This window comes from Pseudomonas sp. JAI111, from assembly GCF_024809425.1.
Taxonomy (GTDB): Bacteria; Pseudomonadota; Gammaproteobacteria; order Pseudomonadales; family Pseudomonadaceae; genus Aquipseudomonas.
Genome location: NZ_JANUCB010000005.1, coordinates 245042 through 264678, shown reverse-complemented (window position 1 = coordinate 264678; position 19637 = coordinate 245042). Strand labels below are relative to the sequence as shown.

Here is a 19637-nt window from a genome sequence, read left to right as displayed (position 1 = left end):
GTGCGGCTGAACAACCGTCCTACCAGCGTTTTCAAGGATCCCCAATATGTTCGAACTCGATCACGACCTGGCCCAGGACATCGTCGACCGGGCGATGGCCATTCTGCCGTACAACGTCAACGTCATGGACAGTCAGGGGTTGATTCTCGGTAGCGGCGAACCGGAGCGCATCAACACTCGCCATGAAGGCGCGCAACTGGTGCTGGCCAACGGGAGAGTGGTGGAAATCGACGCGCAAACGGCGATTCACCTCAAAGGCGTGCAGCCGGGGATCAACCTGCCGCTGTTGCTCGATCAGCGCTTGATCGGCGTGCTGGGCATCACCGGTGAACCCGAGCAATTGCGCACGTATGCCGAGCTTGTGCGCATGACCGCCGAGATGTTGGTCGGCCAGCGCAATCAGCAGGCCGAGCAGCAATGGCGGCGTCAGCGTTGCGATGATTTGCTGGCGCTGCTGTTGAGCGAGGCGGGGGATTCGCCGCGCTTGCTCGACGAGGCACAGCAATTGGGGCTCAAGCCGCAATTGACGCGGGTGCCTTATCTGTTCGAGTTGGGCATGGAACACGGGCCGGGGCAGACCGTCGAGGCGCTCAGCGCCTGGCTGACGTCGCGTTACCCGGACAGTTGGTGCGTGAGTTCGGCCAAGTCTTCGTTGCTGTGGTGCCGCCCGGCGACCCAGACGATCGAGAACGATCGACTGCTGGAAAAACTCGATGGCCTGGGCTGGAACATTTTGCGCATTGCGGTGGGCGGGCAGGCGGATGGGCTGTCTGGGCTGCGCCGTTGCTATCGGCGCGTCGGCGACTTGCTGGCCTATGGGCGCGATGTGTTGCCGCATTCGCGCTTGCTCACGCTCAACCGTTATCGACTGCCGGTGATGCTCTGGCGGCACCGCAATGATGATGCGCTGGATGAACTGCTCAAACCGCTGCGTCAGGTCATCGCCAAGGACGGTAACGGTCAGTTGCTGGCGACCTTGCGCAGTTGGTGTGAACACGATGGGCAGAGCCAGGCGTGTGCCGACGCATTGGGGATTCATCGCAACAGTCTGCGTTACCGGATGGAGCGGATCGCCGAGCTGAGCGGGGTTGATCCATTGCGCCTCGATGGCATGCTCGCGCTTTACCTGGGCGTGCAGCTCTTGCCCCAGACCGACGCAAATCCCCTTTAGGAGCGATGTAGGAGCTGTCGAGTGAAACGAGGCTGCGATCTTTTGACTTTGATCTTTTAAAAACAAGATCAAAAGATCGCAGCCTCGTTTCACTCGACAGCTCCTACAGGGGGATGTGGGGATTCTTGTTTTGTGGAAATGAACAATAATCGTCATGCCCGCTTGTGCAGCGGACTGGCGTTATTGTCCGGAGCTGCTGGCAGCATGGAGCGCATTGGAACTGGAGAATTCGCATGAAAATCGTCATCGCCCCCGATTCGTTCAAGGACAGCCTCAGTGCCCAGGGTGTGGCCGACGCCATTGCGCTCGGGCTGGCTGAGGTCTGGCCCGATGCGCAACTGATCAAGTGCCCGATGGCCGATGGCGGCGAAGGCACGGTCGAGTCGATTCTGGCAGCGTGCGAAGGTCAATTGCGCCGCAGCACAGTGCGTGGCCCGCTCGGTGTGGCAGTCGATGCCGCGTGGGGCTGGTTGCCTCAGAGCCACACCGCGATCATCGAAATGGCCGAAGCCAGCGGCCTGCAATTGGTCGCGCCGGGCAAACGTGATGCTTGCACCAGCAGCACGTTCGGCACCGGCGAACTGATTCGCGCCGCCATGGACGCAGGGGCACAACGGGTGATCCTGGCGATTGGCGGCAGCGCCACCAACGACGGCGGTGCCGGGGCGATGCAGGCGCTGGGCGTGAAGTTGCTGGACGCTCAAGGGCAAACGCTGGCGCCGGGTGGTTTGGCGCTGGCGCAGCTGGCCCACATCGACCTGAGTGAAATCGATCCGCGATTGACCAAGGTGCGATTCGACATTGCGGCCGACGTCAACAATCCCCTGTGCGGCCCCCACGGTGCGTCAGCGATTTTTGGTCCGCAAAAAGGGGCATCGCCCGAACAGGTGCAGCAACTGGATGCAGCCCTTGGACACTTCGCCCGGTTGTGCGCCCAGGCGTTGGGCAAAGACGTCAAGGACGAACCCGGCAGCGGCGCGGCCGGTGGTTTGGGCTTCGCGGCCAAGGCGTTTCTGAATGCGCAATTCAAGGCCGGCGTCGAAGTCGTCGCCGAACTGGTCGGGCTGGCCGAAGCCGTGAAGGGCGCCGACCTGGTGATCACTGGCGAAGGGCGTTTCGATGCCCAGACGCTGCGCGGCAAGACCCCGTTCGGCGTGGCGCGTATTGCCCGGGAACAGGGCGTGCCGGTGATTGTCATCGCCGGAACCTTGGGCGAGGGTTACCAGGACCTGTACGAACATGGCATCGATGCCGCGTTTGCCTTGGCCAGTGGGCCGATGACGCTGGAGCAAGCCTGTGCCGAGGCGCCACGCTTGTTGCGCGATCGTGCCAGCGATATCGCGCGGGTCTGGCGAATGGCGACGCGCAAAGCCTGACGAATCCCTGTCAGGCAAGTGCAATCCTGTGGGAGCGGGCTTGCCCGCGAAGAGGGCGCGTCAGTGACATTAACGGTGCCTGACACACCGCTTTCGCGGGCAAGCCCGCTCCCACAGGTTTTGCAATTTGACTATTAAGTGTTTCACGGACGAAACACGTGAAACGTCTTGAAATATTTTTCTCCAACCCCCTGCAAAAAACCTCATCCCCGGCCGATAACCCTGATAGGCGCGCAAAAACCAATTACAACAGCGCCGCCAAACTGAAAACGCTTGCCACCACGCGTCCTTCAGTGATCACGGCATGGATGCTCGAAGCCTCAATCACCGAGTATCTTGCTATGTCACTGCGTAACCTGAATATCGCGCCTCGAGCTTTCCTGGGTTTTGCCTTCATTGCCTTGCTCGTCATCGGGCTGGGTGTATTTGCCGTGAGCCGCATGTCGATCATTCGCCAGGCGTCCGTCGACATGGAAAGCACACAGCTGCCCAGCGTCGGCTATCTGGGCAACCTGACCGAAAACGTTCTGCGCCTGCGCATTCTTTCCTTCCGTGTGTTGGTCAACCGTGACGCGAGCGCGTTGCAGGAAGCGCAAACCCGTATCGGTGCACTGATCGACAAGGTGCGTACCGCGCAATCCAGTTATGCCGCCTTGCCCGCCAGCCCCGAAGAAGCCGCGCTGTACAAGACCTTCACGGCAACGCTGGACAGTTACATGCAAGCCCAGAGTCAGATGCTGGAGCTGTCGCGCCAGGACAAGCTCGATGAGCTGCGCGCCTTGATCAATACACGGATCAAGGACGGCACCGATCAGATGGGCGAGCAGTTGAACAAATTGATAGCCCTGAACAACAGCGACGCCAAAGCAGCTTCCGTCGAAGCGGGTGAACATTACAGCAGCGCGATTACCGGCATCGTCGTAGTGGCGGTGATTGCCGCGCTGCTCACTGTGTTGCTCGCCTGGCTGCTGACCCGCAGCATCGTCACGCCGCTGAACCGCGCGTTGCAGGTGGCCCAGACCATTGCCGGTGGCAACCTGACCACCGCCATCGAAATCGATGGCAAAGACGAATCGGCCCGTTTGCTTGGCGCCTTGTCCGAGATGCAGGCCAACCTGCGCAAAACCATTGAACAGATCGCCGGTTCCGCGACCCAATTGGGCGCCGCCGCCGAAGAACTCAGCACCGTGACCCAGGAAGCGTCCCGGGGCATGCAGCAACAGAACAACGAAATCGAACAAGCGGCCACGGCAGTCAACGAAATGACCGCCGCCGTGGAAGAAGTGGCACGCAATGCGGTGTCGACGTCCGAAGCCTCGAACCAGTCGACCCAGGCTGCACGCGAAGGTCGTGACCGCGTGGTGGAAACCGTCAACGCCATCCAGACCATGACCCACGACGTGCAAAACACCTCGCTGATGATCGAAGGCCTGGCCACTCAGGGCCGTGATATCGGCAAGGTGCTGGACGTGATCCGCGCCATCGCCGAGCAGACCAACCTGCTGGCACTCAATGCCGCCATCGAAGCCGCCCGTGCTGGTGAAGCCGGACGCGGTTTTGCCGTGGTGGCGGACGAAGTCCGGGCGCTGGCCCATCGCACCGCGCAGTCGACCCAGGAAATCGAAAAAATGGTCGCCGGTATTCAGAACGGTACAGGCGAAGCGGTCTCGTCGATGGCGCAAAGCAATCAGCGCACCCAAAGCACCCTGGAAATGGCCCGCGCTGCCGGTGTCGCACTGGAGCAGATCACCCAGTCGATCCACTTGATCAACGAACGCAACCTGGTGATCGCCAGCGCCTCGGAAGAACAGGCCCAGGTGTCCCGCGAAGTCGACCGCAACCTGGTGAACATCCGCGACCTCGCCACCCAGTCCGCCGCCGGCGCCAACCAGACCAGCGCCGCCACCCATGAACTGTCGCGGCTTGCGGTGAATTTGAATGCGATGGTGGCGCGTTTTGTGATTTGAGGTAGGGTTGAGGCTTGGAGTCCGCGCGCGACAGGAGAATGACATGCGCTATTCAGCCTTGACCCAACGAATCGCCGGCGACGGAGCGGCAGCCTGGCAGATTCATGACCGAGCGCTGGAAATGCGCGAACAAGGAATCGATGTATTGCTGCTGTCGATCGGCGACCCGGATTTCGACACGCCGCCACCCATTGTCCAGGCGGCCATCGACAGCCTGCGGGCCGGTGACACGCATTACCCTGAGGTGCGCGGCAGTCGTGGACTGCGCAGCAGCATCGCCCGGCGCCACCGTCAGCGCAGTGGTCAGGCGGTGGATGCCGATCATGTGATCGTGTTTCCGGGAGCGCAGTGCGCCGTGTATTCGGTTGCGCAATGCCTGCTCGATCCGGGCGATGAAGTGATCGTCGCCGAGCCGATGTACGTGACCTATGAAGGTGTGTTCGGCGCCTGCGGGGCCAAGGTGGTGCCGGTGGCGGTGCGTCCGCAGAACGGCTTTCGGATCGACCCCGCGGATGTCGCGGCACTGATCACGCCGAAAACCCGCGTCATCCTGCTCAACAGTCCAAACAATCCATCTGGCGCCAGCTTGCCGCTCGAGACGTGGCGAGTCCTTGCCGCGTTGTGCGTGCGCCATGATCTGTGGCTGATCAGCGATGAGGTCTACAGCGATCTGTTGTTTGAGGGCGAGCACACCAGCCCCGCCAGTTTGCCGGGCATGGCCGAGCGCACCGCGACCATTAATAGCCTGTCCAAATCCCATGCCATGAGCGGCTGGCGGGTGGGGTGGTCGATTGGTCCGAAAACCTTGGCCGAGCATCTGGTGAATTTGTCGTTGTGCATGCTGTTTGGCATTCCGGATTTTATTCAGAACGCGGCGCAGCTGGCATTGGATGAAGACTTGCCGGAAGTGGCGCAGATGCGCGAGGAATACCGCCAGCGTCGCGATCTGGTGTGTTCGATGTTGGACGGCAGTGCCGGGATTCGTGCGATCAAACCTGATGGCGGAATGTTTGTGATGGTCGACGTGCGCCCGACCGGGTTGTGCGCCCAGCGCTTTGCCGAGCGACTGCTGGAGGGGTACGGTGTGTCGGTGTTGGCCGGCGAGGCGTTCGGGCCGAGTGCGGCGGGGCATATTCGTATCGGGTTGGTGGTGGATCAAATGAAGCTGGCGGATGCGTGCCAGCGGATTGCATCCTGCGCGGCGCAACTGCTGGAGGCGCGGCGGGCCTGATCAGAGATTCAGATCGTTCCCATGCTCCGCGTAGATCGTTCCCACGCTCTGCGTGGGAATGCCTCTGGGGACGCTCCGCGTCCCATGTGACGCAGAGCGTCACGGGCTGCATTCCCACGCAGAGCGTGGGAACGATCATAGTCAGACCTGCCACGCCCCGGCATTCACCAGGTTCTTCGGCCGCTCACCCGCCAACGCCATCAGCAGATTGTCCACCGCGCACTTGGCCATCGCCTCGCGCGTTTCATGGGTTGCCGAACCCATGTGCGGCGTCGCCACCACGTTGTTCAACGTCAACAACGGCGAATCCGTTTGCAGCGGCTCACGCTCAAACACATCCAGCCCAGCGGCACGAATCTGCCCGGTCCGCAGCGCTTCAATCAGCGCGGTTTCGTCCACCACCTTGCCCCGGGAAATATTGATGAAAATGCTCTCGGGCCGCATCAGGGCGAATTCCTCGGCGCCGATCAAGCCTTCGGTTTCAGCCGTAAGCGGCAAGGTCAGGCAAATGAAATCGGCCTGCTGCAACAACTCCGTCAGGCTACGGTATTGAGCATTGAATCGCTGCTCAACGGCTGGTTTCGGGGAGTGGCTGTGATAGATCACCGGCATGCCAAAGCCGAAATGCCCGCGCTGGGCCAACGCCTCGCCAATGCGCCCCATGCCGATGATGCCCAATGTTTTGCCATGCACATCCGTGCCGAAATGCGCTGGCCCGATGTTGCGCTGCCATTGGCCGGCGCGAACCATGTTCGCCAGCTCCACCACGCGCCGGGCCGCCGCCAGGATCAGCGCGAAACCGGTGTCGGCGGTGGTTTCGGTCAGCACATCGGGGGTGTTGCTGAGCAGGATCCGGCGCTCGGTCAGGTAATCGATGTCGTAGTTGTCGACACCGACGGAAACGCTGGCGATGGCCTGCAGATTCGGCGCCAGGTCCAGCAATTGCGCATCCAGTTTCAGGCTCGCGCCGAGTAGACCCTGGGCCCGGGGCAGGGCGTCGCGCAGTTGCGCGATGCCCTCCGGGTTGAGGTTGTCGATCAGCGTGACGTCGGCGTGCTCATGCAGGCGCGCCATCAGCAGCGGAGAAAGTTTCTTGTACAGCACAACCTGCTTTTTCATCGTTATCGTCTCAACTTCAATTCAAGGGTGGGCCGTCACGGGCCGTTGCGCAGCCACGACCCGGTCACTGGCGCCGGGCTTGAGGAAAATCGTCAGCACCACCGAGAGCATCAACGCGCCGCTCATCAACAGATAAGAAGCACCCGGAGATCCGGTGGAGCTGTTCAGGTAACCCACCAGGTACGAACCGCCGAACGAACCCAGCGCGCCCATGCTGTTGATCAGCGCCATGGCGCCACCGGCGACGTTGGCCGGAAGGATTTCGGGAACGATGGCGAAGAACGGTCCGTAAGGCGCGTACATGCAGGCGCCGGCGATGACCAGCAGCGTGTAGGACCACCAGAAATGTTCGGCGCCCAAGGCGTAGGAACCGTAGAACGCAATCGAGGCAATCAACAGCGGCGGCCAGACAAAACGTTTGCGCTTCTGCAGTTTGTCCGAGCCCCAGGACACCAGCAGCATGCCGATCACGGCTGCCAGATACGGCAGCGCCGAGAGCCAGCCGGCTTCGATCATGTCCAGTTGCGCACCGGCCTTGAGGATCGACGGCAGCCACAACACGAAACCGTAGACACCGATGCTCCAGCAAAAAAACTGCAAGGCCAGGATGATCACTTTCGGTGAACGAAAGGCTTCGGCGTAGTTCTTCACGGCTTTGATACCGACCTGCTCGGCGGCGAGGGCGCTTTGCAGATCCTGCTTCTCTTGTTCGGTCAGCCATTTGGCCTGGGCCGGACGATCATCGGCCAGGCGCCACCAGATAAAGGCCCATAGCACCGCCGGCAACCCTTCGATGATGAACATCCAGCGCCAGCTGAAATGCTGCACCAGATAACCCGAGACCACCGACATCCAGAGCATGGTTACCGGGTTGCCAAGGATCAAGAAGGTGTTGGCGCGCGAGCGTTCGGCACGGGTGAACCAGTGGCACAGGTACACCAGCATCGCCGGCATCACCGCGGCTTCGACCACGCCGAGCATGAAGCGAATCACCACCAGCCAGTAGGCGTTGGAAACGATCCCGGTCAACGTGGCCAGGCCGCCCCAAAGGATCAGGCTGACGAAAATCAATTTCTTCACGCTGTGTTTCTGGGCATAGATTGCGCCCGGCACCTGGAAGAAAAAGTAGCCGAGGAAGAACAGGGCGCCGAGCATCGACGACAGGCCCGGCGTGATCATCAGGTCGGCGGCCATGCCGGAGGCGGCGGCGAATCCGTAGTTGGCGCGGTCCAGATACGCCAGGCTGTAGGTGATGAAAACGATGGGCATGATGTACCACCAACGGCGGGCGGCGAGTGTTGCGGTTTTCATAGTGGTGCTCCTGAGCTTGTTGTTTTTGTCGCAGCAGGTAACGGGTCAAAAATCTTCGGTGACTGTGCAGGCCTCTTCGCGAGCAAGCTCGCTCCCACATTGGATCTAGGTGAAACAAACCCCCCCTGTGGGAGCGGGCTTGCCCGCGATGGCGTCCTCAAATTCGACGGACAGTTCGGCTCGGGTCGGCAACCCTTCCATGTCCCCCCGACTTTGAACCGCGCGGCTACCAATCCAGTTGGCGCGTGCCACGGCATCGGCAAAGCTGTGGTTTTCGAGCAAGGCGCTGATCATCCCGACCGCAAAGCCATCGCCAGCGCCGACGGTGTCGACCACGGTTTCTACCGGCACGCCAGCGACAAATCCCTCGTCCAGCTGCGTGCGGTAATACGCGCCATGCGGCCCGAGCTTGATCGCCACCGCTTCAACGCCCAGGCCGAGGTAGAACGCCGCAATGTCGGCCGGGTCGTCGAACCCGGTCAGCAGACGTCCTTCGCTTAACCCCGGCAGCACCCAATGGGCGAGGGCGGCGAGGCGGTTTATTTCAGTGATCATCAGTTGTTCGCTGGCCCACAGGCTCGGGCGCAGGTTTGGGTCGAAGGACACACTGCGCCCGGCCTGGCGCATGCGCGTCATCAGTTCGAATGACATCTCCCGGGTCGACACGGACAGCGCCGCCGGAATGCCGGTGGCGTGCAAGTGGCGAGCGGTGAGCAACGGCTCGGAGATCGATTGCACCGACAAGTGACTGGCTGCCGAACCGCGACGGAAATACTCGACCACGGGATCGCTGCCATCGTCGGCGCGGGATTTGAGCTGAAAACCGGTCGGGTGCGCAGGATCGATGGCGACGTTACTGCAATCCAGACATTCTTTTTCCAGGGTGTCGATGACAAATCGGCCCAATGAATCAGCGCCAACCCGGCTCAACCACGCCACGTTGAAACCCAGCCGTGACAGGCCAATCGCAACGTTGCTGTCGGCCCCGGCAATGCGCTTGTGGAACTGGCTCACATCGGCGAGATCACCGTTCTGCTCGGCCACGAACATCGCCATGGTTTCGCCGAAAGACAGAATATCGAACTCAGGCATGAGCGCTCTCCAAACGGGATTGACCGAGGTGGGCGAGGGTGGCGACGTGTTCGGTGGTGAGCTGGATCAGATCATCGCCTTGCAGCGGATATTCCGCCGCCCGCATTACACCTTGGGCCATGTGCCGCAGCAGTTGTTCCCACAAATGCACGTCGTTGGCGGTGGGCGGGATGGCGACCAGTTTGCCGTCGGCACGGCGCGTCACTGCCTTGCAGTGCACATAGCCGACATGCCGGCCAAGCAACCGGGCAGCGCTGGCGGCGGATTGGTCCTGCCAGTGCCAGTTACCAATGTCGAAGGTCATTTTGATCGGCAGGTTGTGTTGCTCCACTTCGCCGAAAAAGCGCTGGAACGGTTCGATGCGTCCGCCGTGCAAGGTCTGGTCGTTTTCCACCAGCAGTTGCACCGGGCTTTGCGCCAGCACGCGGTTCAGGGCCGGCAGGTCATTGTTGTCGGTGAAATAACCCAGCGACACTTTCAACCATTTGGCGCCGAACGCCTGGGCGCGTTCAAGGGTCGCGCGCAGGTCAGGATTGGGCTTCGACTGACCGGCCAGCCACAGTTCCATCGGCGAGGAGTAGATGCTTTCCAGGCCCTGGGATTGCGTGTCCTCGGACAGTTGCCGTGGGTCTTCATCGGTCAGCAACTCTTCGCGCCATTCGATGCGCGTCGCGCCGGCTGCTGCCAGTACCTCGATAAAACTGCCTTGCCCGCGTTGGCGGACAAGGTCGGCGCCGTAGCTGGAAAGGCTGATGGAAACGGGTGGTTTATTCATTGTTCTGCACCTCTGAAACCGGTTTCATTTTTATTCAAAAAAAAGGCTGTCTTGAGTTTTGTCCTGTCCTTTAGGGCCTCATCGCGAGCAGGCTCACTCCTACAGGGGATCTGTGGCGTACACAAAACCAATGTGGGAGCGAGCCTGCTCGCGATGAGGCCGGAACATTCACCGCAAATCCCCCAGAGTCGACCCACGCACTATCAACCGAGCCGAAAAATCCAGGGTCCGCACCGGCCCGTCATCCCCGCGTAACCGCTTGAGCAAACATTCAAATGCACTCGCGCCAATCTCCACCGTGGGCTGGGCAAGGGCGGTAATCCCGCTGCCCACCAACGGATACCAATCCAGGTCATCCAGGGCGATCAGCCCCACCTCTTCAAACAGGTTGCACTGCAATTCCCGCAACGCGTGAGTGGTCGCCAATGCTGCAATGCCGTTGGCACAAAACAACGCTTTCGGGCCAACGCCGGGTGTGTTCAAGAAGGTTTTCAGGTGCGAGGTCAGCTCGCTGCCGGTTTCCACCACTGCGCCGGACATCGCCGCGCGTTGCTCGATCTGCGACTTGAAACTGCCGACTCGCTCGATCCGCGAACTGGTGCCGTCAAACGGCTCCGTCACCATCAGCACATCGCGATAACCGCGTTCTTCAAGGTGGGCGAGGGCCATTTCAACAGCGGCCGGATTGTCTAGCCCGACCAGATCGCTCTCAAGCTGCTCGACTTTGCGATCCACCAGCACCATTGGCATTTCACGATGCAACTCGCGCAACTCATCGCGGTGATGCCCGAGGGTGTTCACGATCAAGCCTTCGATGTTGTACGAGCGCAGCAGCGCCAGGTGTTGACGCTCCTGCTCGTCATCACGATCGGTGTTGCACACCACCAGGCTGTAGCCGTGCTGACGGCAGGCGGTTTCCACCCCGTGCATCACGGCAATTGAATAGGGATTACGGATATCGGCCACCAGCATGCCGATCAGGCGAGTGCGCCCGCGCTTCAGGCCTCGGGCCATCTGGTTGGGGCGATAGCCGAGTTCGGCAATCGCCTGCTCGATGCGCAAGGCCGTGGCGTCGGAAAGCAGGGCGCGGTCATCGCCGATGAAGCGCGAGACGCTGGCTTTCGAGACGCCGGCATGTTCGGCGACGTCGAGCATGGTGACGCGGCTGCGCTGGGCGCTGGAGAAGTTGTTCACGGGCTGAGTCTTCTTATTGTCTGAAACCGGTTTCAGGAAACACCAGTTTCGTGGTTTCCGTCAAGGGCAGATGTTTCCGGCAGCGGGGTGTGAAGCCGATGTATCCGACAGGCGGTTGAAAAACCTGTCAGATCTGACAGTAGGCAATACCCAAGTTGAAGCGCCTAATTTCTTCGACGGGACAGCAAACTAAAAACCAAAGTATTTCGAATGTTTTTTATACGTCGATGGTAGAAGAATGACCTCAATGACATTTAATCAACCACGAAATGTAGGCGTATTGGCAAAGCCGCTTACTGTGGAAGGCGTCGACGACAGCGATCCGGCCGGGCATGTCCCCCGTGACCTTTTGATTAAAGGAACTCGTATTGTTATTCCGTATTGGATTGATCCGGTACCAAACGATGAGCTTTGGGTAGTATTGCGCCAGAACGGTGTGGAACGCAGGCTCTACACGGAGTTTTATCCAACGCCTTTGACCGTCCCGTTTTTGTACTTCGATTTGACTCCGCAACACTTGGATTCTGATGGCATCGCCTACCTGTATTACAAAATCTGGAAAGGTTCGGGCGGTACCGATGATCCCTCGCCTGAAAGACAACTGACCATCGATCACACCCCGTTAGTAACATTACCGGAACCCGTCTTTCCACACGCCACATTGTGGGGGTATCTGAATAATTCGACAAAACCCTCTTTGAAAAGTGGCGCTACTGTTCGAATTTCTGCTTTTACAACCATCGCTGCACCCGGGGACATTGCAAGGATTCACTGGCGAGGATATTCATCCTTGAACGGTAGTGGGCCGGAGGTGCCTGGCACATATGGTGTTTGGGATAAGCTTCTCTCTGCTACCGACATAGCAAATGGATTTGATCATGTTGTGCCGTATATGCCGCACATAATTTCACTGTTCGATAATGATTCGGCAGTTGTTGTCTGCCAATTACTTCGTGGTGGCCGGCTTATTGCCGAGTCAAATAAAGCGCTTGTGAAAATCGACCAAGTAACACCTGGTGAAAGTGGCCCGTCCGGGCTTAATGAAGGAGAAAGGGAAATGACTGCTCAAGAAAAGGTGACATTTAAAGCCAGAGCTAACCCACCGCAACTTGGTGTGAGTGCTAATGGTATTTTCGCAACTGCAATCTCGGTGGATACGGTAGCTGATGACTTTATTCATAAGAGCCAACTGGATACCAATAAAATCATTATCAAGTTGGCTGCCTTTGCAGATCCGCTCGACGGTGATGATTGTGATGTTTGGGCTGCTGTTGAGGGGCAGGCGCTTGTCCAAATAGCTTCCGCGGTAGCACTTGGCCCGGTCGCCGGTCGTCCCGACCCTTTCTTGATTGAACTGGACGCAGCGCTATTTCCGGACTTGGCTCAGCCTGCTGGTCCTACTGCGTACATAGTGAAAGTCTTCGTCTACAAGGACGGTGCGGGTACCGACGACCCTTCCAATACACTCAGGGTCGTCATTGACACAAACTCGCCATTCGGGCTCAAGTTTCCGACGAAAAGACTGACACCACCGGTGCCCGCAGCCGCTTTCACCAATGCACCGATCGATGCGCAAAGGACCGTCAATGAAGCCTGGATGCAGTTGCCCGCGAATGCGAACGCGGAGCTGGTGTTTGGCGTTGGTTACGCGAATCGTCGTCCCGATGATGAGCTCGAGCTCCATTTCGTTTCGGGTGGCGTGGATGTTGTGGCTTTTAAAGGCACGGTTCCGGCTGGCGGTACAGTTTCAGTGCCCAACACTGAGCTGCGCAAACTCCCGAACGGCCGGGTCATGGCCCATTTTTTCTGGACTGACCATGCTGGAAACCGAAGCGCTAGTTCCACTCCAGCAGCCCTCCTGACATTAGGTCTTGCGTTGGATCCTGTTTTGCGCAAAGCACCACTGGTGCCGGCGTCTGACCCCAACGCCAGCACCACGGTTTATCTGGATAACTTCCTTGCAACAGGCAACATACAGGCAATCGTCGAACGCGCATTCATTGATAACCTGGAACCAGGCGATCAGGTAATGATATACGTCGAAGATACTGCGGACCCTACGAATTTCAAAGAGCTCGGTCCTGTTCCTATCGTTAACGCGGATGTACCATTCACACTTGACTATAAGGGTTTTTTTGAAGATCTCTTTGGAATATATGAAGAAGCTACGGAGTTTAAAATATGGACTGTGGTTGTTCGGGGGACCAATACCTTTGAATCGCCAGAATTATTCTTCTGGATTGATTTGTACCCGTCTGGAGGGGTATATCCGGAGTTGCCTGGCGATGTAAACCCAGCCTTTGCCTTGCCTGTAGTCACCGGTGCCTCCAATACACCGAATGACTTACAACCGGGGGATCGCGACAAGCCGGGCAAAATCGAAGTAACGTTGAAGCTTACAGATCCGCCGCTTAGTTCGACTGAAACGGCCAAGTTTTATCTGAACGGGAAATTTGTAGGAGAAGTTACACCGTTCAATGACATGACAACGTTTAGTCATGTCGTCACCGCTGCGGACATTGCTGTGCTGCCGACACCGAGCACACTTGCCTACTGGACACGCCAAAAGACGGGCATTGACAAAAACGTTATCAAGTCCAGTCCAGAAACTGTATTAGTCAGTGGTAAGAAAATCGATTTGCTCACGCCAACCATCCGGATCCGCAACCCTTTAAAAGATCAGATGGATTGCTTCGCAATGAACAATGCGGCGACTGACTGGAAGGTGGCAATCAGTGTTCCCAAAGATGCGGTCAATTTGCCGCAGGGAACCGTCATCACTATGAACATTGAAGCGTACAGCGATGAAGCGGGCACTAACTTGATTCCGGGTACGGCGGATTCCCAGCCGTATACCATCCTGGCTCCCGGTACGCCCGATGTCGCAGGTGTTGGCAGTGCCGCCATCTTCAAACTTGCACAACCTAGACGGGGCGCGGTGGCTTGGATCAAGTATTGGTACACGGCAAATATCGGGGGCGTTCAAACTTCGATTCCGATTATCAAAAAACTGGACACGATCACCTCCAGTGCCGAGTACTGCGACCGAACTCCTGTTCCGCTGACATGATGGTTGAATCGTAAGGGAGGTATATCGCGGGAGAGATTGATCTCTCCCGCGATATTGATGTTTCTCCGACGGGGACTCGCAATAACTCCCTTTCATTTTGCAGATAAATCCTACAGGACCAGGGACTATTCCTACATCTAACTCGCAGATTGCTGATTAGTCTGTCGGACGTTTTTTTGGGGCGATTTTTTGGTTTATCAGAAAAGTCGCTTTCGGATTTGTTCGCTGTGTGGAGTTCTCATGCCCCTACTACCAAGTTTCAAACGTTACAAAACTACTGGATACCTGTTTACCGCAATTATTCTCAGTACTCCCGTGGCCAATGCCAGAACGCTTCTTCCAGGAGAAAGCGCAACCGTTACCAATCCACCCGCGCCTGAGGCATGGTCGGTATCCCAAGGCGGAACACTGACGATTAATAATGCAAACGCACTGTCGATCACTTCGCAAAGTGCCAATGTCATTTTCAATGGTGGTCAGAGTGAGCGGATCGAGGCCCGCGACAGTTCAGTGCTTTCGCTGATAGGGGCCACCGTTAATAGCTCAACAGGCCGGGGCGCCATTTCGCTCAGCGACAGTTCTGCCACTATTGATAATGGAACAATCACCAGTACCAATAGTTTTGGACTTCTACTGGGGCGCAACATCAATACTCCTACCTCTTCAAGTGCGACCGTCAAGGGCGGTAGCACAATTACGGGGCTTCCCGGAGGTGCGAATGCCGTGGGTTTCGCGGTTTTGAATGTTGAAAACTCGACCATTCTGGGTACCAGCGCGACCAGTTATGGTGTGCAATTAGGTGGCGCAACACTCTCGGCTAAGGGCAGCACACTTTCCGGAGGCCAGAACGGCCTGCAAATCGTTACCGACACAACAGGTGTCAACGCCAGTTCCGCAATGCTCATAGATACCCTCGTGAAGGGTGGGTCGGGTTCGGCCATCGAGGTGGGTTCATCCGGTGCCGCCGGTGCGGTCGCAGATATCAATATTCTCGGCAGTACAAAACTGATCGGCGGTAATGGCGCGGCGTTGCAGGCGACCAATCGTTCCACCGCCAACGTGAAGGTCGATGGCAGTGCCTTGAGCGGCAATTTCATTGCCGATACCGGCAGCACCATCGCGCTGGCGATGCAAAACGCCGCCTCTATTGAAGGCAATCTGCAAAACGTCAGGCGGGTCAGTCTCGATTCCGGCAGTACGTTGAACGGTAATGTGCAGGCTGTTGCGGGGACAGCGGCAACGGTCAATCTAAACAACAATTCTGTAATCAACGGCAATGTCGACAATGTCGTCAGCCTCGCGCTGAACAATGGCAGTCGTATCACCGGTGACGTGCTTTCCGATGCCAATGGCAGCGTGTCGCTGGACAACCTTTCATTGCTCAAAGGCAATGTCGGCAATGTTTCCAGCCTTGCGCTGAGCAACGGCAGCCGCATGACCGGTAATGTGCTCACCGGTAGCAACGGCAGCGTGTTGCTGGACAGCGGTTCGGTGCTCAATGGCAATGTCGGCAATGTTTCCAGCCTTGCGCTGAGCAATGGCAGCAGCATGACCGGTAATGTGGTCACTGGTAGCAATGGCATTGTGTTGCTGGACAGCGCTTCGGTGCTGACTGGTCAGATCAACAATTCGGGCGATGTGAGCATCAAAAACGCAGCGCAGTGGGTGATGACAGAAAACAGCACCTTGGCAAATCTAACCTCCAGTAATGGCATTGTGCGCATGGGGACCGACGAGCAATTTCTTCGGTTAAACGTGGCCAACTTCTCCGGTGACGGCACTGTTTTCATAGGTACAGATTTTGCTACCGGCAATACCGACTTTTTCGATGCCAAGCGTGCGGACGGTCACCTTAAATTTGATGTTTCCGCAACCGGCAACAAACCGCTGACTGCCGAGGACGTACACATCGGCAATATCGCTTCAGGTAACGCTGATGCCCGCTTGAACAATCTGGGAGAAAAAGTGGACGCCGGCGCGATTGTCTACCGGTTGGCGAGGGAAGGCGAGGGCTTGTACCTGCGGCCGGACAGAGAAACAGTCAGTACTTCGAGCAATACCGTATTGGCCTTGGCTGGCAGCGCGCGTAGCGTACTGAATGCTGAAAGGGACGTACTCAGTTCCGAGTTGGGCGACCGCAGCATGAGTCTCCGACCTGAAGCGTCGTCGCGTGCGATGGATGACGGTTCGGTGAAATTGAGCAACAGCGTCTGGGTGCGCACTTATAGCAACCAGTACAGCGTTGACAATGCCTACGGCGATGGCTACACGCAAAATCAGACAGGTATTACTGGCGGCGCTGACACAGTAGTCGATCTGGGCGGGCGTCCATGGGTCGTGGGCGGTTTCATCGGGACAAGCCATACCAACATGGATCTCAAATTCGGTTCCAGTGGTACCGTCGATAGCCTGAATGGCGGTATTTACGGCAGCACGTTCGATGCCCTAAGCGGTGTGTTCGTCAATGTCATGGTCAAGTTCAACCGGTTCGATAACAAGGCCAAGGTCACCATGAGCGATTACTCACGGGCCGAGGGTGACTACACAGCGTTGGGCGCAAGCGGTTCGGTGGCGGTTGGCAAACATATCCGTCTGAAGAATGACTACTTTGTCGAGCCCCAGCTACAGGTCTCCGCCGGCGCGACTCAAAGCGATTCCTATCAACTCGACAACGGCCTGGAAGTCAAAGCCGACACCATGCGTACAGTCCAGGGCAAGGTCGGTGTCAGGGGCGGGCGTGTCATTAGGCTCGATAACGGTAGCTTCCTGGAGCCCAACTTGTTGGCGGCGGTGAATCATGAGTTTGTGAAAACCAATGAGGTCAAAATCAATGACAGCAGCTTCGATGACGATCGTGCCAGCAGTTCGATCGAGTATGGCGCCGGTTTGAAATGGACGCCTGCGCAACGGAACTGGCAGGTATCCGGACAGGCGGGAGGCAGCAAGGGAAAGACAGTGGATCAGGACTGGAGTGGCAGTTTGCGCGTGAGCTATTTCTTCTAAGCGAAGTCTTTTCAAAAATACAAAGAGCCCAGATCATATCGGGCTCTTTTTTTATGGGGCGATCCCGGGTCAAGCCAACAAACCGATCCAAGCGGAACCGAGCAGCATAACGGCCATGGCCTGATTGAAGCGTCTTAAGGCATTGGCTGATCGGATCCACCTGGCCGATCCAGCCCCCAGCAACGCCCAGGTTGTCAGGCAGGGAAGCGATACCAGAAAAAATACCAGCGACAAGCAAAAGACTTGCAGTGAAGCTTCTTCGCCGCGACCGACAAACACGCTGATGACGGCGAAGGCCATCATCCATGTTTTCGGATTCACCAGTTGAAGGCTCGCAGCAGTCCAAAGACCTGCTTGTTGTGGCGTTGTTTGCTCGGATTGGTTGAGGGTGACCGGTGAACGGTAAACCTGCCACGCCAGATAGCTGAGCCAGAGCACCCCGACCCATTTCATCCAGAATTGTACCGACGGCAGGTTGTTCAGCGCCTGGCCGACACCATTCCCCACGGCCAGCACGATCAGTGCCGCACTCGCACACGCGCCAAAAATAATCGGCAGCGCGGCTTTAAAGCCGTACCGGGCGCTGTTGCTCAACACCAGAATATTGGTTGGCCCCGGCGTGATGGACGCGACGAACGCGAACAGCAAAAAAGGCAGCAGCGTGGGGAAAGTAGCCAACATGACAGGGACTCCGTAGATGAACTCAGGAGCCAATCCTCACAAAGCCTGACTCAAACGTCTGGAAGATTTGAGCAGCGCTTACGGTACATCGCCGGAGTCAGCCCGTACGCCCGGACGAACCAGCGGCCAAGATGACTCTGGTCGGCAAACCCCAATTCCATGGCGACCGTCGCCGGTTGCGCGCCACTGGAGAGCATTCGCCGTGCCTTCGACAAGCGCAATTGCACCAGATACGCGTGTGGCGCCAAGCCATAGGCGGCCTTGAAAGCCCGGGTCAGACGGAATCTGTCGACACCCGCTGCGGCGGCAACCTGATCAAGACCGATGTCGAATCGGGCGTTGGCGTGCAGGTAATCCCGAGCCTTCTGCGCCACCAGCGGCAGACGCGGGTCTTCGCCATAGCGGGTGCGCCAATGCAGGTGACTGGTGAGGCGTTCGAGCAAACTGTCGAGGGCTGTCTGGCGAACGATCTTAAGCTCACCGTGATGCAGGGTTTGAAACGCCAGGCTGGTGGCGTGGGCCAGTCGCGAGTCGCTGGCCAGCGTGTGAGCGAAACTCAATTGGCTGTTATCGGGAGCGTTGTCGAAAACCGCACTCAGTTCACGCTGCAACCACAGCGGGTCGAGGTACAGCATGCGGTAAGTGAAGCCGTCTTTGGTCGGCGCATCACCATCATGGATATCGCCGGGCTCGAGTAAAAACACCTTGCCCGGTGTGCTCTGATGTTTCGCCCGACGGCAATTGAATTGCTGGACGCCTTGTTCGGTCACGCCCACCAGGTAGCTGTCGTGCCAATGTGGGTCGTAGGCGTGGCCCTGGAAATGCGCGCGCAGGGTCTCGATGCCGGTATCGGCGTCCTGGGCCAGTTCGATCCAGTTGTCAGGGGACATGCTGCACCTGTGAGACGGATTACCGGCTTATTTAACGCCGATGCCGAGGACGATGCCTAGAACGTTTGTGCACGCATCAGTTGAACAGTCCTGCAGCGATGTTGATCGAGAAGCCGAGGATCGCCGTGTTGAACAAAAAGCCGATCAGCGATTGCGCGAGCACAATCTTGCGCATGCCCCGTGTTGCCACGCCCACATCCGAAGTCTGCACCGCCACGCTGATGGTGAAGGAGAAATACAGGAAGTCCCAGTAATTGGGGGTTTCCAGCCCTTCAGCGAAACGCAGCGCCTGTTCCTTGCCGTCCCAGGTGTAGAACAGACGAGCGTAGTGCACGCTGAAAATCACCCCGATCAACAACCATGAACCGAGCACCGTCATCGCGGTAAAGCCGTAATGCAGGAGCTTGCTGGTGGTTTCCAGCTCTTTGCTGCCGGCGAGTTCGAAGGTGATGGTCGCGAGGCTGGCAATGGCGGCGATGCAGACCACCAACAACACCAGACCGGCGTTTTCATCTTCGACCTCGGCAATGCGCTTCACGTCCGGGGCCTTGGCGCGCGTGGCAAGCCAGAACATCAGCATCAGGTAGGTCCAGACCCCGGCATTCCAGCCAATGAGGATTTTGCTGATGATCGAATCGGCAGGAACCAGAATGCCTGCCGCGACGCCAAGGGCGGCGGCGGCGGACAGGCGAGGGTGGGTGCGGGCGAGGAAGGGCATGGAGACTCACGGTCAGGGGCTATGCAGCACCATAGCCTT

14 protein-coding genes are annotated in these 19637 nt (G+C 58.1%); 6 read left to right on the top strand and 8 right to left on the bottom strand.

Annotation, left to right across the window (positions count from 1 at the left end; all coding sequences use genetic code 11):
• Window positions 1-46: 46 nt before the first annotated feature.
• The 4 genes from HNR03_RS17910 (at window position 47) to HNR03_RS17895 (ending at window position 5745) form a co-directional block, all read left to right on the top strand.
• Window positions 47-1171, top strand: coding sequence for a sugar diacid recognition domain-containing protein (locus tag HNR03_RS17910; RefSeq protein WP_259154936.1), 1125 nt, complete (start codon window positions 47-49; stop codon window positions 1169-1171).
• A 233-nt stretch (window positions 1172-1404) separates the two neighbouring features.
• Window positions 1405-2547: a glycerate kinase gene (locus HNR03_RS17905; RefSeq protein WP_259154935.1), complete on the top strand. Its 1143-nt coding sequence runs from the start codon at window positions 1405-1407 to the stop codon at window positions 2545-2547.
• 341 nt (window positions 2548-2888) lie between these two features.
• Window positions 2889-4514, top strand: a complete 1626-nt coding sequence (locus HNR03_RS17900; protein WP_259155170.1) for a methyl-accepting chemotaxis protein — start codon at window positions 2889-2891, stop codon at window positions 4512-4514.
• Between the two features lie 43 nt (window positions 4515-4557).
• On the top strand, window positions 4558-5745 hold the full coding sequence (locus HNR03_RS17895) for a pyridoxal phosphate-dependent aminotransferase (protein ID WP_259154934.1): 1188 nt from the start codon (window positions 4558-4560) through the stop codon (window positions 5743-5745).
• 141 nt (window positions 5746-5886) lie between these two features.
• On the opposite strand, the gene HNR03_RS17890 is transcribed toward HNR03_RS17895, so the two are convergent.
• The 5 genes from HNR03_RS17890 to HNR03_RS17870 all read right to left on the bottom strand — a co-directional run bounded on the left by HNR03_RS17890 (window position 5887) and on the right by HNR03_RS17870 (window position 11236).
• The gene (locus tag HNR03_RS17890) at window positions 5887-6864 is read right to left on the bottom strand and encodes an NAD(P)-dependent oxidoreductase (RefSeq protein WP_259154933.1); all 978 of its coding nucleotides are present in this window, start codon (window positions 6862-6864) and stop codon (window positions 5887-5889) included.
• 21 nt (window positions 6865-6885) lie between these two features.
• Window positions 6886-8175 carry an MFS transporter gene (locus HNR03_RS17885; RefSeq protein ID WP_259154932.1) on the bottom strand — a complete coding sequence of 430 codons (1290 nt, stop codon included), beginning with the start codon at window positions 8173-8175 and terminating at the stop codon, window positions 6886-6888.
• A gap of 105 nt (window positions 8176-8280) precedes the next feature.
• Entirely contained in the window at window positions 8281-9267 is a 987-nt protein-coding gene (locus tag HNR03_RS17880; RefSeq protein WP_259154931.1) for a sugar kinase, read from the bottom strand.
• Window positions 9260-10042, bottom strand: coding sequence for a sugar phosphate isomerase/epimerase (locus HNR03_RS17875; protein WP_259154930.1), 783 nt, complete (start codon window positions 10040-10042; stop codon window positions 9260-9262). Before HNR03_RS17875 ends, HNR03_RS17880 begins: the two co-directional genes overlap by 8 nt.
• A 168-nt stretch (window positions 10043-10210) precedes the next feature.
• A complete protein-coding gene (locus tag HNR03_RS17870; RefSeq protein WP_310504561.1) occupies window positions 10211-11236 on the bottom strand; it encodes a LacI family DNA-binding transcriptional regulator in 1026 nt (341 codons plus the stop codon).
• 247 nt (window positions 11237-11483) lie between these two features.
• Here HNR03_RS17870 and HNR03_RS17865 point away from each other — a divergent pair, with 247 nt between their 5' ends.
• Together HNR03_RS17865 and HNR03_RS17860 are read left to right on the top strand one after the other, a co-directional pair.
• The gene (locus HNR03_RS17865) at window positions 11484-14306 is read left to right on the top strand and encodes a hypothetical protein (protein ID WP_259154929.1); all 2823 of its coding nucleotides are present in this window, start codon (window positions 11484-11486) and stop codon (window positions 14304-14306) included.
• 240 nt (window positions 14307-14546) lie between these two features.
• A complete protein-coding gene (locus tag HNR03_RS17860; protein WP_259154928.1) occupies window positions 14547-17309 on the top strand; it encodes an autotransporter outer membrane beta-barrel domain-containing protein in 2763 nt (920 codons plus the stop codon).
• A gap of 69 nt (window positions 17310-17378) precedes the next feature.
• Here the strand turns inward: HNR03_RS17860 and HNR03_RS17855 are convergent, their stop codons facing one another.
• From HNR03_RS17855 to HNR03_RS17845, 3 genes are all read right to left on the bottom strand, one after another.
• Window positions 17379-17990, bottom strand: coding sequence for a LysE family translocator (locus tag HNR03_RS17855; RefSeq protein WP_259154927.1), 612 nt, complete (start codon window positions 17988-17990; stop codon window positions 17379-17381).
• 50 nt (window positions 17991-18040) lie between these two features.
• Window positions 18041-18880 (bottom strand): AraC family transcriptional regulator, encoded by an 840-nt coding sequence (locus HNR03_RS17850; RefSeq protein WP_259154926.1) that lies wholly within the window; start codon window positions 18878-18880, stop codon window positions 18041-18043.
• A gap of 76 nt (window positions 18881-18956) precedes the next feature.
• Window positions 18957-19598 (bottom strand): DUF1345 domain-containing protein, encoded by a 642-nt coding sequence (locus HNR03_RS17845; protein WP_259154925.1) that lies wholly within the window; start codon window positions 19596-19598, stop codon window positions 18957-18959.
• Between the last annotated feature and the right edge of the window lie 39 nt (window positions 19599-19637).

What these genes read in the sequence shown, in the direction of transcription:
- HNR03_RS17850 (WP_259154926.1), bottom strand. Translation starts at nt 18,880, where the DNA reads ATGTCCCCTGACAACTGGATCGAACTGGCCCAGGACGCCGATACCGGC.
- HNR03_RS17875 (WP_259154930.1), bottom strand. Translation starts at nt 10,042, where the DNA reads ATGAATAAACCACCCGTTTCCATCAGCCTTTCCAGCTACGGCGCCGAC.
- HNR03_RS17905 (WP_259154935.1), top strand. Translation starts at nt 1,405, where the DNA reads ATGAAAATCGTCATCGCCCCCGATTCGTTCAAGGACAGCCTCAGTGCC.
- HNR03_RS17860 (WP_259154928.1), top strand. Translation starts at nt 14,547, where the DNA reads ATGCCCCTACTACCAAGTTTCAAACGTTACAAAACTACTGGATACCTG.
- HNR03_RS17885 (WP_259154932.1), bottom strand. Translation starts at nt 8,175, where the DNA reads ATGAAAACCGCAACACTCGCCGCCCGCCGTTGGTGGTACATCATGCCC.
- HNR03_RS17865 (WP_259154929.1), top strand. Translation starts at nt 11,484, where the DNA reads ATGACATTTAATCAACCACGAAATGTAGGCGTATTGGCAAAGCCGCTT.
- HNR03_RS17900 (WP_259155170.1), top strand. Translation starts at nt 2,889, where the DNA reads ATGTCACTGCGTAACCTGAATATCGCGCCTCGAGCTTTCCTGGGTTTT.
- HNR03_RS17910 (WP_259154936.1), top strand. Translation starts at nt 47, where the DNA reads ATGTTCGAACTCGATCACGACCTGGCCCAGGACATCGTCGACCGGGCG.
- HNR03_RS17855 (WP_259154927.1), bottom strand. Translation starts at nt 17,990, where the DNA reads ATGTTGGCTACTTTCCCCACGCTGCTGCCTTTTTTGCTGTTCGCGTTC.
- HNR03_RS17890 (WP_259154933.1), bottom strand. Translation starts at nt 6,864, where the DNA reads ATGAAAAAGCAGGTTGTGCTGTACAAGAAACTTTCTCCGCTGCTGATG.
- HNR03_RS17895 (WP_259154934.1), top strand. Translation starts at nt 4,558, where the DNA reads ATGCGCTATTCAGCCTTGACCCAACGAATCGCCGGCGACGGAGCGGCA.
- HNR03_RS17845 (WP_259154925.1), bottom strand. Translation starts at nt 19,598, where the DNA reads ATGCCCTTCCTCGCCCGCACCCACCCTCGCCTGTCCGCCGCCGCCGCC.
- HNR03_RS17880 (WP_259154931.1), bottom strand. Translation starts at nt 9,267, where the DNA reads ATGCCTGAGTTCGATATTCTGTCTTTCGGCGAAACCATGGCGATGTTC.